The organism is Mesotoga infera (assembly GCF_900157305.1).
GTDB classification, from domain to species: Bacteria; Thermotogota; Thermotogae; order Petrotogales; family Kosmotogaceae; genus Mesotoga; species Mesotoga infera.
Window position 1 is genome coordinate 2,706,963 of sequence record NZ_LS974202.1, and the last position, 23,322, is coordinate 2,730,284.

The 23,322-nt window shown below is 47.6% G+C and carries 28 protein-coding genes; 12 read left to right on the forward strand and 16 right to left on the reverse strand.

The window, feature by feature from the left end:
• The 11 genes from MESINF_RS12320 to MESINF_RS12370 form a co-directional block, all read right to left on the reverse strand.
• A complete protein-coding gene (locus tag MESINF_RS12320) occupies positions 1-489 on the reverse strand; it encodes a (2Fe-2S)-binding protein (RefSeq protein ID WP_169700252.1) in 489 nt (162 codons plus the stop codon).
• Positions 486-1,358, reverse strand: a complete 873-nt coding sequence (locus MESINF_RS12325) for an FAD binding domain-containing protein (RefSeq protein ID WP_169700254.1) — start codon at positions 1,356-1,358, stop codon at positions 486-488. The genes MESINF_RS12320 and MESINF_RS12325 overlap by 4 nt, the downstream gene beginning before the upstream one ends.
• A gap of 27 nt (positions 1,359-1,385) precedes the next feature.
• Positions 1,386-2,177, reverse strand: a complete 792-nt coding sequence (locus MESINF_RS12330; RefSeq protein ID WP_169700256.1) for a cyclase family protein — start codon at positions 2,175-2,177, stop codon at positions 1,386-1,388.
• Between the two features lie 16 nt (positions 2,178-2,193).
• Entirely contained in the window at positions 2,194-3,456 is a 1,263-nt protein-coding gene (locus MESINF_RS12335; protein ID WP_169700259.1) for a YlbE family protein, read from the reverse strand.
• Positions 3,440-3,619 carry a hypothetical protein gene (locus MESINF_RS12340; RefSeq protein ID WP_169700261.1) on the reverse strand — a complete coding sequence of 60 codons (180 nt, stop codon included), beginning with the start codon at positions 3,617-3,619 and terminating at the stop codon, positions 3,440-3,442. Before MESINF_RS12340 ends, MESINF_RS12335 begins: the two co-directional genes overlap by 17 nt.
• Positions 3,616-5,151, reverse strand: coding sequence for an acyl-CoA synthetase FdrA (gene fdrA / locus MESINF_RS12345; protein WP_169700262.1), 1,536 nt, complete (start codon positions 5,149-5,151; stop codon positions 3,616-3,618). Before fdrA ends, MESINF_RS12340 begins: the two co-directional genes overlap by 4 nt.
• 37 nt (positions 5,152-5,188) lie before the next feature.
• Positions 5,189-5,881 carry a DUF2877 domain-containing protein gene (locus tag MESINF_RS12350; protein ID WP_169700264.1) on the reverse strand — a complete coding sequence of 231 codons (693 nt, stop codon included), beginning with the start codon at positions 5,879-5,881 and terminating at the stop codon, positions 5,189-5,191.
• The gene (locus tag MESINF_RS12355) at positions 5,878-7,068 is read right to left on the reverse strand and encodes a CaiB/BaiF CoA transferase family protein (protein WP_169700266.1); all 1,191 of its coding nucleotides are present in this window, start codon (positions 7,066-7,068) and stop codon (positions 5,878-5,880) included. Before MESINF_RS12355 ends, MESINF_RS12350 begins: the two co-directional genes overlap by 4 nt.
• Positions 7,065-7,955 (reverse strand): carbon-nitrogen hydrolase family protein, encoded by an 891-nt coding sequence (locus MESINF_RS12360; RefSeq protein WP_169700268.1) that lies wholly within the window; start codon positions 7,953-7,955, stop codon positions 7,065-7,067. The genes MESINF_RS12355 and MESINF_RS12360 overlap by 4 nt, the downstream gene beginning before the upstream one ends.
• A 609-nt stretch (positions 7,956-8,564) precedes the next feature.
• Positions 8,565-8,945, reverse strand: coding sequence for a (deoxy)nucleoside triphosphate pyrophosphohydrolase (locus MESINF_RS12365; protein WP_231936924.1), 381 nt, complete (start codon positions 8,943-8,945; stop codon positions 8,565-8,567).
• Between the two features lie 114 nt (positions 8,946-9,059).
• Complete coding sequence (locus tag MESINF_RS12370; RefSeq protein WP_169700272.1) at positions 9,060-9,749, reverse strand: Crp/Fnr family transcriptional regulator; 690 nt, start codon at positions 9,747-9,749, stop codon at positions 9,060-9,062.
• A 309-nt stretch (positions 9,750-10,058) separates the two neighbouring features.
• Between MESINF_RS12370 and MESINF_RS12375 the strand changes: the two genes are divergently transcribed.
• The 5 genes from MESINF_RS12375 (at position 10,059) to MESINF_RS12395 (ending at position 15,186) form a co-directional block, all read left to right on the forward strand.
• Complete coding sequence (locus tag MESINF_RS12375; RefSeq protein ID WP_169700274.1) at positions 10,059-10,631, forward strand: HAD-IA family hydrolase; 573 nt, start codon at positions 10,059-10,061, stop codon at positions 10,629-10,631.
• A gap of 25 nt (positions 10,632-10,656) precedes the next feature.
• Positions 10,657-12,000 (forward strand): ABC transporter substrate-binding protein, encoded by a 1,344-nt coding sequence (locus MESINF_RS12380; protein WP_169700275.1) that lies wholly within the window; start codon positions 10,657-10,659, stop codon positions 11,998-12,000.
• A 78-nt stretch (positions 12,001-12,078) separates the two neighbouring features.
• Positions 12,079-12,987, forward strand: coding sequence for a carbohydrate ABC transporter permease (locus tag MESINF_RS12385; RefSeq protein ID WP_169700277.1), 909 nt, complete (start codon positions 12,079-12,081; stop codon positions 12,985-12,987).
• 11 nt (positions 12,988-12,998) lie between these two features.
• A complete protein-coding gene (locus tag MESINF_RS12390; RefSeq protein ID WP_231936768.1) occupies positions 12,999-13,829 on the forward strand; it encodes a carbohydrate ABC transporter permease in 831 nt (276 codons plus the stop codon).
• Between the two features lie 22 nt (positions 13,830-13,851).
• Positions 13,852-15,186, forward strand: a complete 1,335-nt coding sequence (locus MESINF_RS12395; protein ID WP_169700280.1) for an NlpC/P60 family protein — start codon at positions 13,852-13,854, stop codon at positions 15,184-15,186.
• Positions 15,187-15,216: 30 nt separating this feature from the next.
• Here the strand turns inward: MESINF_RS12395 and MESINF_RS12400 are convergent, their stop codons facing one another.
• A complete protein-coding gene (locus MESINF_RS12400; RefSeq protein ID WP_169700282.1) occupies positions 15,217-15,792 on the reverse strand; it encodes a CYTH domain-containing protein in 576 nt (191 codons plus the stop codon).
• 114 nt (positions 15,793-15,906) lie between these two features.
• On the opposite strand from MESINF_RS12400, the gene MESINF_RS12405 reads away from it, so the two are divergent.
• From MESINF_RS12405 to MESINF_RS12435, 7 genes are read left to right on the forward strand one after another with little or no spacing between them, the layout of a single operon-like run.
• The gene (locus MESINF_RS12405) at positions 15,907-16,290 is read left to right on the forward strand and encodes a DUF1292 domain-containing protein (protein WP_169700284.1); all 384 of its coding nucleotides are present in this window, start codon (positions 15,907-15,909) and stop codon (positions 16,288-16,290) included.
• Positions 16,291-16,343: 53 nt separating this feature from the next.
• Positions 16,344-17,006 (forward strand): 5'-methylthioadenosine/S-adenosylhomocysteine nucleosidase, encoded by a 663-nt coding sequence (locus MESINF_RS12410; RefSeq protein WP_169700286.1) that lies wholly within the window; start codon positions 16,344-16,346, stop codon positions 17,004-17,006.
• Between the two features lie 12 nt (positions 17,007-17,018).
• Complete coding sequence (locus MESINF_RS12415) at positions 17,019-17,357, forward strand: HIT domain-containing protein (RefSeq protein ID WP_169700288.1); 339 nt, start codon at positions 17,019-17,021, stop codon at positions 17,355-17,357.
• Positions 17,354-17,962 carry a class I SAM-dependent methyltransferase gene (locus MESINF_RS12420; protein ID WP_169700290.1) on the forward strand — a complete coding sequence of 203 codons (609 nt, stop codon included), beginning with the start codon at positions 17,354-17,356 and terminating at the stop codon, positions 17,960-17,962. The genes MESINF_RS12415 and MESINF_RS12420 overlap by 4 nt, the downstream gene beginning before the upstream one ends.
• Positions 17,937-18,653 carry an energy-coupling factor ABC transporter ATP-binding protein gene (locus tag MESINF_RS12425; RefSeq protein WP_169700292.1) on the forward strand — a complete coding sequence of 239 codons (717 nt, stop codon included), beginning with the start codon at positions 17,937-17,939 and terminating at the stop codon, positions 18,651-18,653. Before MESINF_RS12420 ends, MESINF_RS12425 begins: the two co-directional genes overlap by 26 nt.
• Entirely contained in the window at positions 18,647-19,432 is a 786-nt protein-coding gene (locus MESINF_RS12430) for an ABC transporter ATP-binding protein (RefSeq protein WP_169700294.1), read from the forward strand. The genes MESINF_RS12425 and MESINF_RS12430 overlap by 7 nt, the downstream gene beginning before the upstream one ends.
• Entirely contained in the window at positions 19,426-20,103 is a 678-nt protein-coding gene (locus tag MESINF_RS12435) for a DUF554 domain-containing protein (protein ID WP_169700295.1), read from the forward strand. The genes MESINF_RS12430 and MESINF_RS12435 overlap by 7 nt, the downstream gene beginning before the upstream one ends.
• Here MESINF_RS12435 and MESINF_RS12440 read toward each other — a convergent pair.
• The 4 genes from MESINF_RS12440 to MESINF_RS12455 all read right to left on the reverse strand — a co-directional run bounded on the left by MESINF_RS12440 (position 20,096) and on the right by MESINF_RS12455 (position 23,217).
• Positions 20,096-20,947, reverse strand: coding sequence for a thiamine pyrophosphate-dependent enzyme (locus MESINF_RS12440; protein ID WP_169700298.1), 852 nt, complete (start codon positions 20,945-20,947; stop codon positions 20,096-20,098). The two genes, MESINF_RS12435 and MESINF_RS12440, sit on opposite strands and share 8 nt — an antisense overlap.
• A complete protein-coding gene (locus MESINF_RS12445; protein WP_169700300.1) occupies positions 20,944-22,614 on the reverse strand; it encodes a 2-oxoacid:acceptor oxidoreductase subunit alpha in 1,671 nt (556 codons plus the stop codon). Before MESINF_RS12445 ends, MESINF_RS12440 begins: the two co-directional genes overlap by 4 nt.
• A 65-nt stretch (positions 22,615-22,679) precedes the next feature.
• Positions 22,680-22,841 carry a rubredoxin gene (gene rd / locus MESINF_RS12450; RefSeq protein WP_169700302.1) on the reverse strand — a complete coding sequence of 54 codons (162 nt, stop codon included), beginning with the start codon at positions 22,839-22,841 and terminating at the stop codon, positions 22,680-22,682.
• A gap of 22 nt (positions 22,842-22,863) precedes the next feature.
• On the reverse strand, positions 22,864-23,217 hold the full coding sequence (locus MESINF_RS12455) for a class II SORL domain-containing protein (protein WP_169700304.1): 354 nt from the start codon (positions 23,215-23,217) through the stop codon (positions 22,864-22,866).
• Positions 23,218-23,322: the final 105 nt, after the last annotated feature.

The following is a 23,322-nucleotide window of genomic DNA, read 5'->3' on the forward strand; positions in this document are numbered from 1 at the left end:
TCACTCGCCCCCTTCGCTTCTACCTGCCATGATCCGGGCGCTCTTCTTTATGGCTCTGACGATCGAGAGGTAACCTGTACACCTGCAGAGGTTGCCCGAAAGCGCCTCTTTTATCTCTTCTTCGATTGGAGAGGGATTCTTCAGCAGTAGAGCATAGGTTGTCATAATCATTCCTGGGGTGCAGTAACCGCACTGTATAGCTCCTTCGTCTATGAAAGATTGTTGTATGGGATGAAGTCTCCCATCTTTTATCAGTCCTTCGACGGTGAGGATATCTGCCCCTTCTGCTTCGGCCGCCAGGATGAGACAGGATTTCTCTGGTAGGCTGTTCATGATTACGGTGCAGGCACCGCACTCTCCCTCTTCACAACCCCTCTTTAAGCTTGTGATGCCGTGCTCCCTGAGGGCGTTGAGAAGGGTGGTGTTGTCGCCGGCCACGAGGAAAACGGGCCGACCGTTCAGAGTGAGCTGTATTTTTCTTTCTCTCATGTTGGCCCTCCCCCTTCCAGCTGCTCTACACAGCTTTTTATAGCTCTGCGCGTGAGTTCTTCTACCATCGCCAGGCGGTACTCTCTGCTGGCCCTAACATCTGTAATGGGATTGACAGCCTCCATGGCCAGCTTCACCGCTCTATCGACAATGTCACTATCCATTTTAGTCGTGCCGTTGAGTAGCCTTTCTGCCTCAATGGCTCTGACAGGGCGTGGCGAGACAGCACAGAATGAGATTCTGAACTCCCTGGTGACTTTTTCAAAAGCCGTACAACAAACTGCCGCCTGTGCTATGTCCAGGGCTTCACGACGACCGATCTTGAGGTAACATCCGGCCGATTTCCCCTCGGGCAAAGCGATCTTGATCGCCGTTACTATTTCATCGACAGCGAGAGCCATCTGCTTAGGGCCGGTTATGAAATCGTCGATTCTGAGCGTTCTATTACCCGAAGTGCCGGCAATCTCAACAACCGCCCCGTAACAGAGCAGGGGAGCTATTAAGTCTCCCGACGGAATGGCCGAGCACACGTTGCCGACGACCGTGGCCCTGTTTCTGATCAGAGGATCGGAATGGGCCAAACAGGCCTGTAAAAGCGCCGGCAATCGCTCTTTAACAGAAGGGTGAGAAGCCACCTCGTTCAGTGTTGCAAGAGCTTTTATCTCTATACATTCCTTCGATATCTCAATTCCCTTAAGCTGTTCTATCTTCGTTAGATCGATCACATAGTCGGGATTAACAAGCGATTTATGGAGCCAGACAATCAAATCCGTTCCGCCGCTCTTCACCATGGCCCTTCCTCCAGCTTTTTTCAGGATACCCAAAGCTTCGGGGATGGATTGCGGCCGTTCTAGAATGAAATCTCGCATCGTTATCGCCACGCTTTCAATTAAAATTTATTCCTCTTCGTCGAAAGCTACTATTCTACTTATGCATGACTCTCCACCCACGAATCTCCAGGGAAAACAACCAATTATCATTCTCCTGTTGAGTATCTGGTCGATTTCTCCGCCGACGTTTTCGGCATGTATTATATCGTAGGGGAAGAGAAGTACGTGCATCAACTGGTAATCGTCCGGTGGGAAGATCTCATCAAGAGCCTTGCCGTATTTTTTACGGAAAAAGACGTCACATTCTTTAGCTTGAACGGGCATCCAGTCTCTAATCTTTGTGTTCATCGGATGATCAGCCGAACCGCAATCGACGCCAATCCACTTCAACTTCTTCTTTCTGCACCAATCGGCAAACTCTCTCGTTGGACCGGGATGCTTAATCATATAGCGCACTTCGTCGGCTTCCGGTTGATCGAAGGCGTATCTATGGTATCCCGTGTTGATGATCAATATATCTCCTTCCCTCACCTCGACCCGGTCCTCGATATCTTTGGAGGTATATATCCCGTAATCCTCCGCTATATCGGAGAGATCTACGATAACTCCAGGGGCAACGAGTTCGTTGAGCGGTATGCTCGCAATATCCCGACCGTGAGTACAGAAATGGAGCGATCCATCCAGGTGTGTTCCCACATGGTTTGAGTGCGTAAGAAGCTGACCATTGGCACCATTTGGCGCGAGCCTTTTGAAAAACTTAATCTGCAAAGGTTCGTAGGTAGGCCATGGAGGCGTCAGGTGGCTGATAGGTTGTGAGAGTTCGTAGATTCTGATTTTCTCCCAGTTTTTTAATTCCATTAGCGGTTTTCCTCCTTTATAAATACCTGTCGGTAAAAGCATTTGCGGCCGACACAAAGGCCTTGGAAGGCATTCTTACTATGCCGGCGCCAACTTGTCCCTTGCCGGCTTCGCGATGGGCGGCTCCGGTGTCGAGAACAGGTGTGATACCGGTCTCCACAACTTTTATTAGATCTATACCCGTTGGCGTTCCCCTAAAATTGAGAGAGGGAATCGTGAAGTTCCTGTTCTCACCAAGGCAGATCTCATACATCTCTCTTGTGTAGTTGATAGCATCCTGAGGCGTACCGCCGACGAACTGGACGATAGCGGGCGCGGCCGCCAGTGCGAACCCCCCGACTCCGTAGGTTTCCATTATCGCGCTGTCACCTATATCCCTGTTTACGTCGGCCCTGGTGAATCCCGGGAAAAGCAAAACGTCAGGTAGAGCTGCCTGGCAGGTGAACCATCGCCTTTCTAGACCGGCTATTTGTATCCCGAAATCCGTTCCGTTTCTCGCCATAACGGTTACCATCGTAGAACCCTCGACGAAACCGATGCTGTCCAGCGAAACCTTGGCTGCAGCCATACCGGGATTGAGAAAGAAATGATCGTTGCCGGCCATGAAACGCATCACTTTCGCCAGAGAGGTGTTGTCGGTGGAGGATTCCACAAGATAAGGCGCGAGCGTTCGGATTAACAAGGAGGTAGCAGCCCGGTTTCTGTTATGAAGTTCGTCGCCCATATGAAGGGCCTGGGAGATAAGGCTTTTAAGATTGATTCCTCCGTTATCATTCACATAATGTTCCACGCCTGCCTTTAGCACGGGGAAAAGGATCTCTCTCATCCAGCGAAGCCTTTCGATTACCTCTTCGTCAAAGGCGCCCATTCTGAGGACTTTTCCCAGTCCTTCATTGAGGGTAGCGTAGCTCCTTTTGCCGCTTGAGCGGTCCTCTACAATCCATACGGGCATTCCGGGTGATATTATTCCCGCCATCGGTCCAACTGCACCGTGATGGTGACATGGATCGAACACCACATTGTTTTCTTTCAAGTACTCTGCGGCCTTTTGGGGTGTGTCTGCCCAGCCTTCGTAGATGACTGCTCCTATCATGGCCCCCATCATAGGCCCCGACATCCTTTCCAGTTCTATCGGCGGTCCGGCATGTAGTATGGTGTTCTTCTCTATTCCGGGAATCACTTCACAGGCTATACCGAGATCCACTATATGTGGCTCGGCTTTTTGGAGTCTTTCAAATGCTATCTGATTGGCCTTTTCGATATCAAACAAAGTTACCACCTCTCAGCTTCTTCAATTTCCCGAGCAGTTCTTTGTCGGCCAATGGAGGCTTCCAATCGACCCAGACGGTAGGTACTTCACGGGCTTTAAGATCGATATAGAATTGCTCAATTCCAATGTTTATTACTTTTGGAACGTCTTTCAGCAGTTTTTTCAGACTCATTTCCGTTCTCTCCCCTCCGTAGCCGCCGCTGCGAAAATCGCCGCTTTCGCGTTGCTTTCGAATACATGAACGCCGGCTTCCTTAAGAATTCCGGTCTGTCTCTCCAGATTCTGGGGGTCGCCCGACGTTCCACATACGTAGGCGACGTAAAGAGGTCCTTTCTTCCTCTCAAGGCTTTTTATCGCACTTACCACATCGGCTGAAGGATCCGGTGCGCTGCCGTAGCCGAGAACAACATCGAAGAGAACTACCGCGACTGAAGGATCCTCTGATTGTATCCTGAGCTGCCCGGATCGGAAGGAAGGATCGATCATAGGGTGGAGTTTACCCTGAGTGAATTCATCTTCACCGTAGTCTATGAAACTGTTTTTAATAGGCTTAAGACTATCGGGTAACTTCATTCCGATCTCTAGCGGGTTATTTCCGTAAACCGATTCGAGATATCTCCTGGCTATGCTTTCGGCCTCATAGCAGAGAGTACCGCCCGTGAAGAGACCTCGCAGGAACCGTCCGGAAGCTTCGCTCTTCCGTCCCAGGACTTCGATTTTCAAATACTCATTTATCAAATCCTCTCTGGCTTTTATCACGTCTTTTCCACCCAGGAGAGCCGCCGCTAGAGTTGCGCACTCCTCAAGACCGGTAGCGTATTTCAACTTTGGTTCATCCTCGCGTGGTGATTCTCCCATGAAACACGTAACCGAAGGCTTTCCGCTGCTTCTCAGTGCCTGGACAATCTTCTCCCTCACTTCGGGCGAGGGTGGTTTGCTTATAAACACCATTACGGAGATTTCGGGATCGTTCGCTAGAGCCTCTACCGCAGTCAGCGAAGAGATACCGCCCACGGCCGACTTAATATCTCTGCCACCCGTTCCTAGACCATGTTTCACACCTATTCCACGCCTGGCAAGCTGGACCATTACTTCCTGCAATCCCGTACCGGATGCAGAGACTATACCGACCGGGCCCACCGGGCAGACATTGGAGAAGCCCAGCCCTTGACCGTTTATGACCACTGTTCCGCAATCCGGACCCATCACTATCAGTTCGTTCCGGGAGGCGTACCTCTTCAGCTCGATCTCCTCTTCCAGCGAAACATTGTCGGAGTAGAGCATTACATTCAAACCTCTCTTCAGGGCTTTCATCGCTTCTGCCGCAGCGTATCTTCCTGGCAGGGAAATCAGTGCGACATTGGCTCCCGGAAGCACAGATAGCGCTCCTTCTAGTGTCTTGGGCGTATATTCGCCAGGCTCTTCACTATCCTTCCACGGCAGCGAGGAGAGATAGGATCTGGCCATCTCCATAAGTCTGTCGTACAGCTTTCCAGGACAGTCAATTCCAATTATCAGATCGTCCGGAGAGGCATTTACACTCTCCACCTCGAAACCCGCGGCTTTCATGACATGCAAATTCGCCTCCGTCGCCATATTCAACGTGGCTTCGGTAACGCCTTCGATCTTCTTAAGCTCCTTTGCCACGAGCATGAGAGTCACACTGTCGTAATATTCACCCTTAATAATCTCTACTCTTTTCAAGAGATCGACCTCCATTCTCTCATCTATCTACTCTCACTCACGAAATCCCTTCAAGTCCAGTAGAAAACCCTGCGAGCCAGGCCCTGCCGGAGAGATGCCCCCATTGGAGAATACTCCCGACCGCCGATAGGAACTCAGACGCTGAACTGCCAACTAGTGCCTGGCAGAGTTTATAGCCTCTCTTCCAGATATATCCATTCAAAGCATCTCTTATCATCTGAGTTGAAAACCAAGTCGTTCCGTTTTTCTCCAGCGCCTTAAAAAACCGTTCGCCCACCTCTACCCCCGTCCATCTGAATGCCGTTATAAGGCCGGTGACAAAGTCGTCGCCAGCAGGTGTCGTTCCCGGACCGAGGCCTATCATTCTTTCGGGATTCTCCAGCTGATCCAGCAAACACTCGAACCGGTCATCAAGCAAAAAACGTCTCCACTCACTCCAGAGAGGTTGCCAGAGGAGATTGGCAGGCTCCGAAACTGGATTGATCGAAGGGTCAAAACCCACACTGGAAAGTTCCTGAGAGACTCTTACGCTTTCCCCGGTGCGCAAAACAGGAAGCGCCTCTATGAGAGATGCTCTTGGCAGATAATCCACTTCCCTGGTGATCAGAGAATACCTCCTGTTATCATCTCCTTCAAAATTGATAACCTTAGAATAGATGCTGTGGACCTTCACGACTGACTCAATTTTCTGCCAATCGGAACTTCGTTCAAATGGGTACAGAGTGATCATATGACCCCTCTTTTTTTATACTCCTCTAACTCTTGGAGACTCAAACCAAGTAGTTCCTGATATATTTCTCCATTGTTTTCTCCAAGCGATGGAGCCGGTCCACAGATTCCCGCTGGCGTTGCCGAGAACTTTATGGGTACGCCGGGCATCTTTACGTTGAACCCCTTCTGGGGAACGTCCACGATCATTTCACGCGCAAGTACTTGTGGATCGGTGAAGAGATCAGCGATGTTGTTTATACGACCGGACGGTATATCGAGTTCCTGGAAGAGATCGAGCCAATCTCTGGTGGTTTTCCCAGAAAGAGTGACAGAGATTATCTTTGTGAGTTCGATTATATTTCTCACACGCTCTGGATTGGTGGAAAACCTCGGATCTTCGCACAACTCCGGCCGCTCTATCGCCATGCAGAATTTTTGCCATATACTGTCGTTTCCGATTGCGATGTTTATCTGACCATCAAGTGTCGCGAACGAAGCGAAGGGTGCGATCGACGGATGACTATTGCCGATAGGTTCTGGTATCCTTCCAGTTGCCGAAAACCTCGCGATAGCATTCTCGAGAACGGCAACCATGCTGTCCAGCATCGCGACATCCACCATCTGTCCTTCACCATTTTTTTGCCTGTTGTGGAGAGCCGCTAGAATACCGATACAGGCGAAGGTTCCACAAAATATGTCGGCAATAGAACTCCCGGTCTTCGTAGGGTGGTCTCTATCCGGACCCGTTATGCTCATTATTCCGCTCAATCCCTGTATTATCAGATCGTAAGCCGTCCTCTGACTCATCGGTCCGGAATGTCCAAAACCTGATAATGCCGTGTATATAAGCGAAGAGTTAAGCTCCTTGAGTCTTTCGTAGGAAAACCCGAGCTTCTTCATCACGCCTGGTTTGAAATTCTCCACCAACACATCGGCCTTTTCAACGAGTCGTTTGAAGAGCACCTTCCCCTCGGGAGCTTTCAGGTTCAACGTTATACTCTTCTTTCCCCTGTTGATACTCATGAAATATGCGCTTTCACCGTTTATCATGGGACTGAAAGTGCGGGAATCGTCTCCGCCGTCTGGCCGTTCGACCTTCACCACGGCCGCTCCCATATCGCAGAGCAACATCGTGCAAAATGGCCCCGCGAGGACTCTGGTTAGGTCGAGTACGAACAATCCTTCGAGTGGCTTGGGCAATTTCATCTCCTCCTGAATGGAATGCGCTTTGCCGGTTCGAAGGCTGATTTACCCTCTTCGAGAATTCCGGTGTAGGCCTCTGTGTTCCTGTCTTGAATATGGTCGAATATCTGGTCTCTGTTCGAGCCGGGAATGATCTTTTTTATTGGATCGGGGTCCAGTTCGGCATGGATGAACTCGTCACAACCCCCGGCCTGAGAGAGTTTCATACCTGAAGGGTGAACGATCATCGAGCAGCCGAAGAAATATGCCCCGCTGGCATCTCTTCCGACAGAATTGGTACCTATCCAGTAAACGTGATTATCGTAGGCACGCGCCCTGTTGGTAAGTTCCCACTGATCGAACGTTCGCAGAAAAGCCGATGGTCTGCATATTATCTCAGCTCCCTTCAGGGTCGTAATTCTCGCAAGTTCGGGGAAATCTCCGTCATAACAGATCACCATACCTATGTTGCCTATCGGAGTCTCAACTGAGAAGGGCTCCCTGCCTGGTGTGGTCCATCCGCCTGCCTCCAGTCGTTCCGATGGAAAGGGATGGGTCTTTCTATAAACACCCAGCAGACCATCTGGGCCTATCAGTGCGGCGCTGTTATAGATAACCGGAAAGACCTCACCCCTCTCGTAAGTTGGAAAGCATATATACATATCCAGTTCACTGGCCCATTGAACGGCCCTATCAATTATCGGACCGGGAATTGTGGAAACTGCCTTCCAGAGGTCTTTGACACCACCAATAGGAGTAAACCCGGTAGTGAAACTCTCAGGTAGTACCACCAGATTTGCGTTGGAGAACTCTTTGGTCTTCGTTATCCAGTAATGGGCTATCGAAAGGTTCTTTTCGACGTTCATCGGTTCGATTGCAAACTGTACGGCAGAAACAACGATTCTCTCCATATCTACTCCTTTTTCACAAAGAAGTGGGGATATGCCCAATCTATCACATTTTTATCCAATTTAGGAATAATGGAGAGCAGTGTGTTTGGTGGTTTTTGACTTTGAGAATTGAACCATGTTGAAGAGTGGCAAGTACTCTATAAATGGACTCCTTTTGGTCGGTATCTCAAAAGACCGGAAGCTTTTCAAGGTGTCAATCGAGTATGGATAAGAGGTATGAGAGCAGGCAAATAAGCCAAATTATTGAGTAATGAGTTCTTATATATTGCTTAAAACTCTTTTCTATTGCGGCCTTTAATTTTCTCAATTCTCTCCGTAACAGATTTTTTACATTTATACCCGACAAAATACCTCTTATATATTGACAAAAACGAGTAAATTGGGTAGAATTATATCAAGAAGAACGAGAAGACAGTAAGAACCCTTGCTACCCCCAAGAGTAAAAGGTCACTGAAAAGACAGGAGATAGCAAAAAGAACCCTAGTCATCAACGTGCATGGTCAGGCATGTTGAAACCCCCCTAGAAAATCCCGATTATTGAGCCGCCGGATGGCGGCTTTTTTTCGTGACGCCGATATGGATGATGAAAATATGCTGACGTTGAAACGTTTATCTATGAGAGTCTTTCAAGCTTTCTACGAAGGGGAGATCGGCGGGAGATAAATCGTAACTACCCAGCTCCTGAACGCAGATCCAGCGAACTTCCGAATGATCTTTCAAATCGAACTCCTCCGAGATAAATTCAACACTGAAAGCCTCAAGCCTAATTTTTCCAAACGGGTATTCGTAAATTGAGGTGCCGAAGTGACCCTGAATGTTAATCTCGACACCGAGTTCTTCTTTTATTTCACGTTTCAAACACTGCTCCAGACCCTCGCCGGTTTCAGCTTTGCCACCGGGAAATTCCCATTTCCCGGGTAGCCTTCCCTTATTGAGCCTCCTGGCTATCAGAACCATACCGTTTCTCTGGGCGATTGCGGCCGTCACCACTACCAAAAGATCACTCCCCCTTCAAGATGCTTTCAAAATAGATTCTCTCATGAATCCAGTCAGTACAGACAATTATAAAACCAATAGACGAAAAGACCGGAAGAAATCGGTTCTTCAAAGGTCTGCCGGTTCTCCCACGATTCTTTTCAGAGCGTCCTCGTCGAGTACCCTTATCTTTTTCCCGTCTTGGCCGATGATTCCTTCGGATGTGAACTCCCCGAAAACTCTGGACAACGAAGGCCTTGCAACACCGAAAGCGTCGGCCAGTTCTTCTCTTGTTATCTTAAGTTCGAACTCCGGACCGTTTTCAGAGGCTTTTTTTAAAAGAAAATGCGCCAGTTTCTGGCTTATAGTGTTCAGGGATAGCAACCACACTTTTTCGGCCAGAGTGGTGAGTCTGTTGCCCATATCGCCTAGGAGATTAACCAGGAATCTCTCGTTGTTTCCACATATAGAAATAATTCCGGTCTTCTCCATATAGAGTATTGTGACGTGATCTATGGCAACTATATCGACCGGTAACTTTCTGTCTTTGGCGAAGATGAAACCTGAGGCCAGAATCGAAGGGGCCTTGATTCTCTCAATCTGAACGACCTTACCCGAGAAGTCCTGCATCTGTGCCTTTACTTCACCCAAAAGGAGCACAAGCATTTCCTCGCAGCTACTCCCCTGTTCCTCTATGAGTTCTCCCGGCAGGAATCTACGGATCCTGTGTTTTACCTTTGAAAAAATATCTTCAAGCTGACCCACCGGGATACCGGCAAAGAGGTCACACCTTCCCAGGTTGTAAATCAGAGGATTCAAATGCATTCACCACCTTAATGAGTTTCATCAGAGATGTCGATATAGAGAGCCATTTTTTATTTACGGCAAATTAGATGCCTTCCAGGCTCTCCTGGGTAGATTATACTTATCGATTGCTGAATATCAACGATTTCTGACCAAAAGTTCCCTTCGATTTCTCTTGATTTTGGGTACTGACAAAAGGTATTATATTAAAGTACACTTTGATATCCTGATTTTATGGGTTGTTTCAGATGGGATTTTCGGGTTCAATTTACTTAACCTGTTGTAGTTAATGTATATTTGTAAATACATTGTTTGGAGGCCGAGTTGAGACTCTTTATCTTCGATGTTGGCGGTGTTGTTGCCGCAAATACCAGTGTGGTTCCCCAAATATGCGATTATCTCGATATTCCCCAGGAAAGGTTCATAGAACTCGCAGGCCATGAAAGCATCAAGGCCCTCCAAACGGGCGGGATGACCGAAGAGGACTTTGCCCTTCGTCTGTCTTCAAAGATAGGTAAAGAAGTACCTTCCAATATCTGGTCGATCTTCTTTAATCCTGTTCCGATCGAAGGCACGATCAAGATCATAGAAAAATTAAAAACCCGGTACAGGGTGGTAGCCGGGACGAACACAATTGACCCCCACTACAGGATACATAAAGAACGAAACGATTATGTCTTGTTTGACGAAGTTTACGCCTCCCACATCATGGGTCTGGCTAAACCCGATTCAGAGTTTTACCGTCATATCCTTTATGCCGAGAACTGCACGCCTGAGGAGGCTTTTTTCGCCGACGACACTTTGAAAAATGTTCTGGCAGCGAGAAATCTGGGTATTGTATCATTTCATTTCACAGAACCTTCCGCTCTGGAAGAAAGGCTCAAAGAGTATCTTTGAGTAAAAATCGAAAGGGGTGAAAAGAATGAGAAGACTCACTGTAATTCTACTTGTTTTGCTGATTCTGGTTATTCCTATCGGCGCGATGGCGAAAATCACCATAACGTGGTGGATCAATCCCTGGAGAATAGCACCTCCCGGGTTCCCAGCCGACAAAGCAGCAACAGAAGAGGACTTCCCGAAGTGGGCCGCAGAGGAGTTCATGAGGCTCCATCCTGATGTAGAAATCAAGTACGTAGTTGTAGGCAACACTGAGTACGCACAGAAGATGGCTGCCGCAATAGCGACTGGAACTCAGCCGGATATCTTCAAGGGACCCGTCTGGGATAACAGATGGGTAGGTGCAGGACTTCTCGAGCCAATCGACGACTATCTCACTCAGGAAGATATCGACGATTTCTACGAGCTGGCACTGGAAAGCGGATATGTTAACGGAAAGCACTATATCTGGCCATGGAATCTCGGCACAAATGGAATGGGTACATCGATGCTTCTGTACACTCCAGATTTCGAGAAGGCTGGAATCGACTGGAAGAAGATAGTCGAAGAAGGCTGGACAATGGAGGAGTTCGTAGAAATTGCCAAGAAGCTCACATGGGATTCCGACGGTGATGGCAATATTGACCACTATGCTATAAGTTTCGGTGCCCAGGATACCCACAATCTGATGAACTTCATCTACGCTTTCGGCGCAAAGCTAATCAATGAAGACGAAACGAAAGTCATATTCAATTCCCAGGAAGCCATCGATGGTCTGCAGTTCCTGGTAGATCTGGTTGAAGTTCATGGCGTGGCTCCCAAAGGTGTCGAGGCGATGGGTGTTTACGATGTAATAGGTAACTTCCACTCCCACAAAACCAGCATAGGTTTTGGAGGTCCTTATGAAATCGGTAGAATAACAAGATATGTCAAGTCCGGCCAGCTTGCCGAACAGTTCTATCCGGTCATCGCTCCTTTCCCACATGTAGAAGGAAAGAAAGGTGTATCTTACGCTTCTGCGAGTGGCTTTGTGGTATTCAAGCAGAAAGATGCAGCCAAGAAGGAGAAAGTGATGGAGTTTGCAAAGTTCCTCACCAACAAAGAGAACACGGCGCTTCTCGAGAGCCTTCTTTATCTGACAGCGAGAAAATCGGTGAACGCACAGCTCTTCAAGAGTGATGAATACCTCAACGATCAGACACAGACCTTTGCTAGAATTATGGACGAAACCGGTATGGAGTTCTTTGGATCGCAGAGTTTCCCGTGGTCAGAAATTTCCAAATTCTTCACAAGCGCTATGCAAGGTGCCTTTGGACTGACAAAAACTGTTAAGGAAGCCCTCGATGGTTTCGTTACAGAAGCAAACAGGGCTCTAGCTTACTACTATTGATCCAAAGCAATCAGTCAAAGGAACAGCCTCTACCCCGGTTGGGTCTGGGGCTGTTCCTATTTGATGGGGTGATGAGTTTTGAAGCAGATTCCGGCTAAACAGCATAAGAAGAACGTGCTAAAAGAGGTGTGGAAGAATCGATCGGGATACTTCTTCGTTCTACCGCATTTTGTACTGTTTGCCGTTTTCTTTTTAGTACCTGTTGGTTGGGGCATGTATCTCAGTATGTTCCGACACAATGTCTTTTCGCAGACCTTCGTCTGGTTCGACAACTATAAAAGGATCTTGAGTGATTGGCTTTTTTTAAAGGCCCTCAAGAATACCTTTGTTTATACATTCGGAGTAGTGCCTTTGTGGCTCGGGAAAGCTTTACTGGTAACCGTTTTGATATATCCGTTCCGCAAATCGATACAGACTTTTTTCAAGGCGGCTTTTTATTTGCCTCACGTTACCTCCTCAGTTATAATTTCGATGATCTGGCTCTGGGTTTTCAACCCCAACTTTGGTCTTCTCAACTACTTCATGACCCGGCTAGGACTGGACCCGGTCATATGGCTGGGAAGATCGCTCACGGCCATGCCTTCTTTGATAATCATGCAGGTGATTATGGGAGGAGGATCGACCATAGTGCTTCTTTCGGCGGCCATGGCCTCGATTCCCGAGTACTATTTTGAAGCCGCGACTCTGGAAGGAGCGAGCTCCTGGGCGATTTTCAGAAAGATAACGATTCCCCTGCTCAAACCTACGATTCTCTATGCGTTGGTGATGGGTACTATTGCTAACTTCCAGACGTTCTCTAATATCTACATCATGACCAAGGGTGGGCCGGAGTTTTCAACTACAACTATTGCGTACCTCATCTATGAAACGGCCTTCAAAAGCTATAACCTTGGACTGGCTTCCGCGATGTCTATGGTGATGTTCGTGATACTAGTCGTTTTGGGAATAATACAGTTCAAGTGGCTGGGTTCAAATGTGGAGTATTGAGGTGATTGTGCGTGAAAGCGAAAACTAAAAAGAATATAAAAAAGGTGATATCTCTGTTGATACTGGCTGTACTCGCTTCAATGGCCTTCATTCCACTTTACTGGATGGTAGCAACTGCTTTCACTCAGCCATCGCTTACAATGAAGTTTCCTCCAGATATTATACCAAAAAAACCAACGCTTCAGAACTTCAGTGATCTCTTTGAGAGAAGCATTATCTTCAGATGGACCTTGAACAGTTTCATAGTAGCCGGTACCGTCACATTTGCGCAGATCTTCGTTTGCGCCATGGCAGGGTATTCTCTCGCAAAAAAGCGTTTCCCAGGCAGCAAAGCGTTGTTTTCTATCTATATCGCTTCTATGATGATACCGACGCAGGTGACGCTTGTTCCCCTTTATATCCTCATATCCAAAATGGGTATGATCGATACTTACCAGGCTCTAATTCTGCCAGCGATCGCGGCTCCCTTCGGAGTTTTTCTGATGAGGCAGTTCATGGTTTCCATTCCAACAGAGATAATCGAAGCGGCGAGAATCGATGGAGCCGGTGAGTTCAGAACCTTTATAGAGATAATAGTACCGATATCCAAACCAGCTATGGCCGTGCTCGGCATATTCACTTTCATGGGCCAGTGGAATAGCTTTTTATGGCCTTTGATCGTAACCAACACCATTCAGATGAGAACACTGCAGGCCGGTCTTTCGCTGTTGCAGGAACAGGTCCCGATGCAGTATTCTTATCTTATGGCCAGTGCCACATATTCTGCCATTCCCATGATAATAGTATTTCTTGCATTCCAGAAATATTTCTTGAAAGGAATTACTGTGGGAGCGATCAAATAAACATGAGCTTGGAGTGATATTTATGCATAAACAGTATTTTATGGTTCCGGAAGGCACTTCGATCGAAATGCTTTCTGCCAGGTTTTGGACGCGGAGGATAACGGGCCCGGGTAAGCGTTGGTTGAAAAAATCCGAGCTGAGCGTCTTCAACAAAGAATTGTTAGATAACGCCAAAAGAGAGGGTCTGGAGCGATTTTATCGTGATCTGGATGAGTTTCCCGCCAGGGTTGAGTTGGATTCGATAAGAGCCATGATAGGGGAAATGATTCCGGAAGGCTTTTTCGCAAGAACGTTGGTTTCACCCGAAGGGGAAGAGGTCCCCAAGGAAATAAGCGACGATATTCTTGAAAACGCCACCAATCTCATGAATCAGGACATGGTTCTTCAAATGGGCCTTACAACACGTCGAACACATTTGAGAGCCATGCCAACAGATCTGATCCTGGTCGAAGAGTTTCTTGATAACGATGATCTGCAGTTGACTTCAGTAAGCCTTGCCAGTCCATTTGTCGCTCTGGCCAGAAGCCGTGATAAATCCTGGCTTTTCGTTCAAACACGAACCTACAGAGGCTGGATCAAGAGTGATCACGTCGCCTTAGCCAGAAACAGAAGCGAAGTAATCGATTACCGTAAAAAGGAAGAGTTTTTACTGGCCACCGGTAGCAGAGTAGAGATAGAGCCGGACCCGTTTCTTCCCGATACATGGGACCTCTTTCTTCAGATGGGTGACAGATTGCCGTTGGAGAAACCAAAAGACGTCGAAAATCCCCATGCTCAGGGACCTTACGGCTGTTACGCGGTGAAAATACCCTTTCGTAATCGCAAGGGAACCCTAGAATTTCGAACCGGTCTTATACGGGCAAGCGAAGATGTCAACATGGGTTTCATGAAATTGACCACCAAAAATGTACTTAGACAGGCCTTCAAAATGCTAGGCGAAAGATATGGATGGGGAGACTCTTATAAGAGACGAGATTGCTCGCGATTCGTCCAAGATATATATAAGTGTTTTGGCCTGGAACTACCCAGAGATTCAGGAGTTCAGGAGAGATTGATACCCTCTCCCCGGATCGAGTTCACAGGAAACGCTGTGGAAAGAGAAAGGCAGCTTGCCTCTTTGAGACCGGGAAATCCTCTCTATATGCCTGGACACACTATGATCTATCTTGGGCAACACGATGGACATTTTTATGTGATTCACGATGGAAGCGGTTACACCGATGGGAAGGGCAGACAGGTCTCAGTGCATGGAGTTTTTGTCATGGATCTCTCTCTTAGAACTATGAAGAGTCAGAAAGGCTATATAGAGCTACTGACTAGCGCCTTCGAGATAGATAAAAAGCTCATGGACAGATAGGGTGGCGTGAGGGCGAAAGTTTTCATGAATTCAACCGTAAACGATTGAGAGATATCGTTCAAATCTCCATCTCTGAAGGGGTTCGACAAATGGTATGTTGGGCGGAAGAGGTCTGACCGTGTTGTCTATTGTAATAGCGAGCGAGCGAGCGGTGTAAACCGGATTGTTGGTTACTTCGATAAAATATTTGGCCGGTAGATCCCAAAATTTCCAGGGGTCGGGTATGACATTTCGCGTCTGCGATGTTTCTATCTCGATAACAAAGCCTATATTGGGAACAAAGTATCTGTCTATAACACCTTCGAGTCGCTTTCGCGGATAAACATATCTGGCCTTCACTACGGCCCTCTCGTTCGCCAAACGACAGGCCATCTCGTGAAGGGTCTCTAAGGGAATTTCCCGTTCCTTCTCCTCTCTGACCAGTCCAGAACCGGTCTTCACGGTTTCTATCATTTTGGAACTCCCGGGAGAGACCACAAGTCGGAGTCTTCTTGCGTCAGGTAGGCTCAGATACCACTGAATTATGAGCAGGCAGACCTCCGCTCCCGCAAGTGTTGGATCGTCTATATTTCCACTATAAAGGAATTTTCGTTCAATCTCCAGCATCTTTAGACCCCTCTCCGAAGATGTCTTCTTAAGCAATTCTACTACGTGTTGCTTGTTGCGACTTTTCACTTACTGTGTTAGTATCAACCGAATCGCAAATAATGGAGGTTTACAATGGAAGAAAGAGATGAACTGGAGCTGCAAAATTGTGAAGACTGTTGTGATGGAGACTGTGACTGCAACCACGAATACGAACCCGAAAGATTCTCTGTAACAGATGAAGAGGGTGTCGAACACCATTTCGAGATTATTTACGAATTGGAAGATGATGGCAAGTTCTACTGGATAACCCAAGAATTTTTCGAAGATGAAGATGGGGAACCCATAGAGGACGATGACGAATCGGAATACGTTGTTTTCAGAGCTGAGTACAGTGAGAATAACGATCCGGTACTTTATTCGGTTGATGATGAAGAATTCGAGAAGGTTAGTGCAGCCTGGAACAAGATAGTCGAAGAGATGCTCACCCAGACTGACGATACAGAAGAGGAAGAATAAAAGAGGGGACCTTGGGTCCCCTTTTTTGTTATAATCTCTGTGGGGGTGATCCGATGATTCTCGCTCTGGGTATCTTTGCACCTGAAGTGAAACCTATTATAGACCAGATGCATGTTATCGAATCGGGGGAGATTCTTGGAAGGAGTTACAGCAGGGGTGTCATAGGCAACAACGAAGTCGTTGCCTGCAGTGGCTTCGTGGGAAAGGTGGAGACCGCCTTTGTGACTCAAAAGCTGATAGATTGTTTTCAACCCCGACTGGCCCTGCTTCTCTCCGGCGCTGCCGCTCTCGATAAGTCTCTTAATCCTGGTGACTTGGTGATAGGCACGGAGTTTGAAGAGTACGATACATTCTTCCCCCTTAGTCAGGATAAAATGTCTATAAAGGCACCAGATAATCTGGTTATGAGGTTCCTGAAGATTTATTTTAAAGACGGGAAATTTGGCAAGATAATATCGGGCGACGGTGTAGTTTACAGCGCAGAAGAAAGAGATAGGATAGCGAGCTCCCACAGAGCGCTGGCCCTGGATATGGATTCGGCGGCCTTCGCCAAGATGGCTCACGAAAACAACCAGAGTTTCGTTGTGATAAAAACCATTCTTGATATGGCCGACGAGAACACACAGAGAGATTTTGACAGGAATTTTCCGATTTTTTGCGGAAAACCTGCCCGGCTGATGGTAGAGTTAATGAAAACTCATTATATAGACAGATAGGGAGTGTTAATTATGGACTGTGTGTTCTGCAAAATCGCTGGCGGTCAGATAAAGAGCGCCTTCGTTTCCGAAAACGAAGATTTTGTTGCTTTCGACGATATCAATCCGGTAGCTTCCTGCCATGTGCTCGTGGTTCCAAAGAGACACATCAAAAGCATCAAAGAGCTGTCCGGCTTTTCCGGTCAGGCGCTCAAGAATCTACTCGGCATTATAGATACTGTCACCGACGAAAAAGGCGTCAAGCAGACTGGTTACAGAGTGATCGTAAATCAGGGGAGCGATGCCGGTCAGGAAGTGGAACATCTCCACTTTCACGTTATTGGTGGAAGGAAGCTTGGAAGACTAGGATGAAAAAAGGCTTTGAGCACTATTTTACAGATCAAAAACTGCCACCTAGAACGGTCAAGACAGTGAGGTTCGATCTTAAGAACGGTCATCAGTACATCTTCAAGAGTCCTGAAGGAGTTTTCGCCTATGGAAAGGTTGATCGGGCGTCGGCGATACTGGTCGAGAACTGTGTTGTTTTTGCAGGGAATCGTGTTCTTGATATAGGCAGCGGTTTCGGAATGGTAGGAATCACCTTGAAGCGCGAATACCCTGATATATTTCTCTTCATGAGTGATGTAAATACCAGAGCTGTCACCTTCAGCAAGATCAACGCCAGAGATAACAACGTTCAGGCCGATGTGAGGAAGGGCGATCTTTACGAACCGTGGAAAGATATGGAATTCGATGTAATCCTTTCCAATCCACCCATGGCTGCCGGAAAATCGGTTTGGGAAAGAATCGTTCTTGAGGCACCGACACATCTTGCACTGGGAGGAAGCCTGCAGATAGTCGCCTTTCATAATAAGGGAGGATCACGCATCGAGGGAATAATGAAGCAAGTTTTCGGTAACTGCACCACTCTGGTGAAGTCCGGTGGTATCCGTGTATATCTCTCCAGAAAGGCGTAAAATTCTCTCTCTGAAGGGAGTATCCATTTCATTCAACGGCAACAGGGTGGTTTCAAACGTGTCTCTTGTGCTTCATCAGGGTGAGTCACTCGCTATTATAGGTCTTAACGGTTCGGGGAAGACATCGCTTCTAAGATCCATAGCCGGGATAATAGAGGAAGTCTCGGGCGAGATCCTAGTCGATGGCAGAATCGGGATGGTTTTCCAGAACCCCGATCTATCACTCTTCGGCACAACCGTGGAAGAAAATTTATTGTTCTTGCTCAACGGCTGCGAAGACGACGAGGAAATTATCTCCTCGAAGATCAAGAAGTCTCTTGAAAGATTCTCTATATCGAAGTTGAGAAAGAGGGATATACTTTCGCTCTCCGGTGGAGAGCGCCAGCGTGTCGCTCTTGCAGCTGCAACCGTTGTCTCACCGGACCTCTTACTTCTCGACGAGCCTTTTTCCATGCTGGACAGGTGCGAGATAAGGAATTTGCTCGATATCTTACACATTATGAAGCAGAGAGGTACTTCAATAGTGTTGAGCACCAACAGGTTTTCCGAACTCTCTGATTTTGATCACTTTCTCGTGCTGGGAGACGGTTCAATGATCTTCTACGGCAGCTGGGAGTCTCTAAAAAAAAACCGTGAGATCTTCGCACTGGCCGGTATGCCTGTGCCATTCGAACTGGAGCTCTCATGTTGAAAGTTAAGAACCTTTCCTTTGCATACCCCTCAAGAAGATCCAAGCCTGTGAAGGTTTTATCGAACATCTCCTTCGAAGTCCAAGAAGATTCTCTCGTTCTCCTTACGGGACCTACCGGTTCGGGAAAAACGACCCTCCTGAAGCTTCTTTGTGGTCTTCTGAGGGCGGAATCTGGGGAGATAAGCCTGGACGACGAGAATGTGGAAGGCCATGCGACGATGGTTTTCCAATCCCCAGAAGAGTCGTTCTTCAATGCCACCGTCAGAGAAGAGATTCTTTTCGCCTTTAAAGAGAGACGCTATCCTCACGTTGAAGATCGGTACAGAAATATCTTGAAAACTTGCGGTCTCGATGACGAGAAGTATTCGTCGCGTTCTCCACTCAGTCTTTCCGGAGGTGAGCAACGGCGTGTGGCGTTCGCGTCGATGCTCGGCCTTTCGAAAAAGCTCCTCCTTCTCGATGAACCGGCCGCCGAACTCGACGAGCCGGGAATTGAAGACATACGAAAAATCGTCACATCCGAACGTGACACAAAGAGGATACTCTTTATCGCTACGCATCATTTAATAGATTTTCTCGATCTTGCAACCCATGTTGCAGCTCTGGAGAGTGGTAGGTTAAAATATTTCGTTACAACAAACGAGTATATTCTTGAAAAGGTCCGTGTCGAGGATCTGGGTCTCAGGGAGAAATTGATAGTTCATTACTACCGCAATTTTGGTCGCTTTCCCGGCGACGAGGAGCTTCTATCTTATTGGAGGGGTGAATTTAATTGCTGAATATCTCTGTGATCGTAAACACTCTTGCCGTTATTGCCGGTTCGCTCCTAGGAATCTTCGGTGGAAAGTTGGTCAAAGAAAGTTACAGGAAGGTATTCTTCAACGTAATCGGTTTGCTGACCATAGCGCTGGGAATAGAGATGTTTCTCGATACCAGCAGTGTACTGGTTGTCCTCGGAAGTCTCATAATCGGAGGAGCCATCGGTCAGGCTCTGGATATAGAGGAAAAAATAGGAAAACTCACGGGAAAGAAAAGTGAAGATGTGAATTTCGTGAAAGGGTTCATAACGGCTTCCGTTCTCTTCGTCGCAGGTCCAATGACGGTAATAGGTTCTTTGAAAGCCGGTTTGAGCGGTGAAAATGAACTCATATTCATAAAGTCATTAATGGACGGTATCTCTTCTATAATGCTCGCGGCAGCTATGGGCAGAGGTGTACTCCTATCGGCCGGATCGGTCTATATCGTACAAGGCTCTTTGGTTTCCCTAGCCGGTCTTCTCTCCTTTCTTCAGAGTCCCGTTTATCTGGGCGACTTTTCGGGAGTAGGAGGCCTGATGTTGCTGGGACTGGGATTGAGATTGCTCGAAATAAAAGAAATCAGGGTCGGCAACTTTCTCCCGGCCCTGATAGTATCTCCGGTACTCACATGGATTTCGACGCTTTTTACCTGAAGGATTCCAGCTCTCTCTCGAGATTGAACTCCTTCGAGTCTTTCACTGGAACCACGCCGTCCTTCAAAACAGCGTGCAACTCACAGTAAGAGGGTTTGTCTCTGGTGTATATAATACCCATCGGAATGCGCTCACCCCATTCAAGAGACTTCTCAAAAGCCTTCGCCTTATCGCCTGGATCGTATGATGGGTTCTCTTCCTTGACATCGTATAGACGGTCCTTGTAATATTTGAAAGTGTTCACCTTGTTGAAAGTCACACAAGGTTGCATTATATCGACCACCGAAAAGCCCCTGTGCCTTATCGCGGCAGCAACTACTCTCTTGAAGTGTTCACTATCGCCAATAAAGGTTCTACCGACGAAAGCTGCATCCATTGCAATCGTAAGTGCCAGAGGATTGAGCGGCTCATTTATGACACCCTGCAACTGGGAACTCGTAACCTGACCCTTCTGAGTTGTAGGAGAACCCTGACCCTTGGTGAGCCCATAAATTTGGTTGTCGTGGATGAGGACTGTAATGTCTATGTTTCTCCTAATTCCGTGAATGAAATGATTGCCGCCTTCGCCATACATATCCCCGTCGCCCGATTCGGCAACGACCGTGAGCCGTGGATTGACAGCTTTAATCGCAAAAGCAACTGGCAAACTCCGGCCATGAAGACCGTTGAAGAAGTTCAACTCCAGATAGTGCGGCATCTTTGCAGCCTGACCGATTCCCGAAACCATAACGAAGAGTTCTTTGGGGACTTTCAATTCATCCAGCGTTTCGATCAGATTCTTTCTTAGGGGAAAGTTCCCACAACCGGGGCACCATGCAGGTTCACACTCTCTAAAATATGTCATGACAGCCCCTCCCTTTCTATCTCTTTTGCAATCCAGGAAGCGCTTATCGGTCTGCCATCGTACCTTCCCAGGTGTTTTATATCGAGTTTCGTTATCGATTTGAGAAGCATGGCGAACTGACCGGTGAAGTTTCCTTCCACCGTAACGACCTTTTTGCCGCGCAGAAGATTCGCCACAGAGGCATCGAGGGGGAAAACTTCGTTGTAATGTATATAACCTACATCCTTTCTGCTCCTGGAGAACTCATCTATCGCACCCCAGCTATCGCCCCAGCCGACCAGAACGAGCGGGGCATCGAGGTTGAATTTCAGAGGGTCTGAGACTTCACGTACAAGATCATCTAGCTTTTTCATTCGTTTCTCAACCATCTCTTTGCGTATCTTCAGATCTTCAGTTATATGCCCGTACTCATCATGTTCGTCAGAATCAACTTTCACCAGAGCTTTACCACCGGGTATGGCTCTTGGAGAAATACCGCTTGAAGTTAGTATATATCTTTTGTAATTCTCCTCGCCATCTACTATCGATCTTTCCAAGTATTCTTCTCTGTGCGTCGGTTTCTCAATTGTCGCAGATGAATCCGTCAGACATTGACTTAGGAGTATAATGACGGGTATCTGGTACTTATCGGCTATGTAGAAGGCCTTCTCAGTAATTTCGAAGGCATCTCGGGCGGTTCTTGGAGCGACGACGTATTTCGGGAACTCACCGTGGCCCGAGTGAATCACGAAATGGAGATCCTCCTGCGCTGTTCTCGTTGGTAATCCGGTCGCCGGAGCCGGGCGCTGTGCATCTATGATCACCAGTGGAGTTTCCGTCATTGCCGCCAGCGAAACACCCTCCTGCATCAGGGCGAAACCTCCTCCGGAAGTTGTTACGAGGGATCTTGCACCGGCAAAGGAAGCCCCCACGGCCATATTCACCGCGGCTATTTCATCTTCGGCCTGTTCTACAACTATCCCATGTTTCAAGGAGTTCGAAGCAAGGAAAGTCATCACTCCCGTTCCCGGAGTCATGGGGTAGGCGGCCAGAAATTTGCATCCTGCAGCTATGGCACCAAGACCAGTCCCTTCCGTCCCATTCATGAGATAGTATTCTCTGGAGGTGGTCTGGAAGGCAGGCACTTCAATGGGCAAGGCTATTTCATAGCCTTTGCTAAGGGCAAGAAGGTTGGCCCTGGCTACTTCTTCTTTACCTTTGAAAGCCTCTTTAACAAGTTTCTCGGGGATCTCTTTTTTTACTTTGAGAAGGTTCAAAAGTGCACCTAGAGAAACCACATTCTGTGCACGCGCTTCCCCCGCTTCTTTTGCCATTCTTTTAAACGGGAATTTGACCTCTTTGAAGGATATTCCCGCTTCTTCGGGGGAGACGTGATCGGAATCGGAATCGAAGACCAGTACTGTTTCGTCGTGGAAGTACTCTATCTGACTCAGCGTGGTGCTTTTACTCAGAGAGACCACAAGATCGAATTCCTGCCGCATCGAATAAAGGGGTGTCTCGGATATTCTTATGCGATAAACATACTCTCCACCCCTGATTCTTGAATGGTAGCTCTTGTCGGTAAAGACGCAATAGCCATTTCTGAAAAGGCTTAGGGCCAGCATATCTCCTATAGTGTTTATACCCTGGCCAGCTTCTCCAGAGATAGCGATCACATAGTCCTTCAAATTGACACCTCCAGGTCGATCTAACTTGTTACCAAAAAAAGCGGGAGTTGGACTCCCGCCAAAGTTCAGTCGATAGGTTCAAAATCGTCCTTACTGGCTCCGCACAAAGGGCAAACCCAATCATCTGGAACATCGTCAAAGCCTGTACCGGGATCGACACCGTTGTCGGGATCTCCGACTTCGGGATCATAGATATACCCGCAAATCGTACATCTGTACTTCATCACACCAACCTCCTTGTACTTGATACTAAAAATCGACTTTTTTGGAGCTTTCCCAAAGGCCATGAATATTGCAATAGGAAGTTGCAATAAGGGTTCCTGACTTTTCGAGCTTGATGCTGAGTACTGCCCTGGATTGGGTTGTGACGGGTGTCAACTCGATATGTCCCAGATGAACCAGTAGTTGTCCGTCATCGTACTTGACGTATAGATCGAACCACTTGATGTGATGTTCGATGGTATTCGGATGTGGGATTTCCTTACCGACGGTTATTGTTACATCGAATGCCGTACCGGGAATGACTGACTCGGGGATATCGATAACTGGTACGTGTTTTTCGTTCTTCCAGTCGGCGCTCTTAATAAGTTCTCCAATTCCCATTAAGACCCCTCCTTGTTATGGAACTATGATCAAAAAGATAAGACACATCAAAGACAAACGATTCTCTGAAGAGCTTTCAACGTTAGATTCTGTAGAATTGCCCCA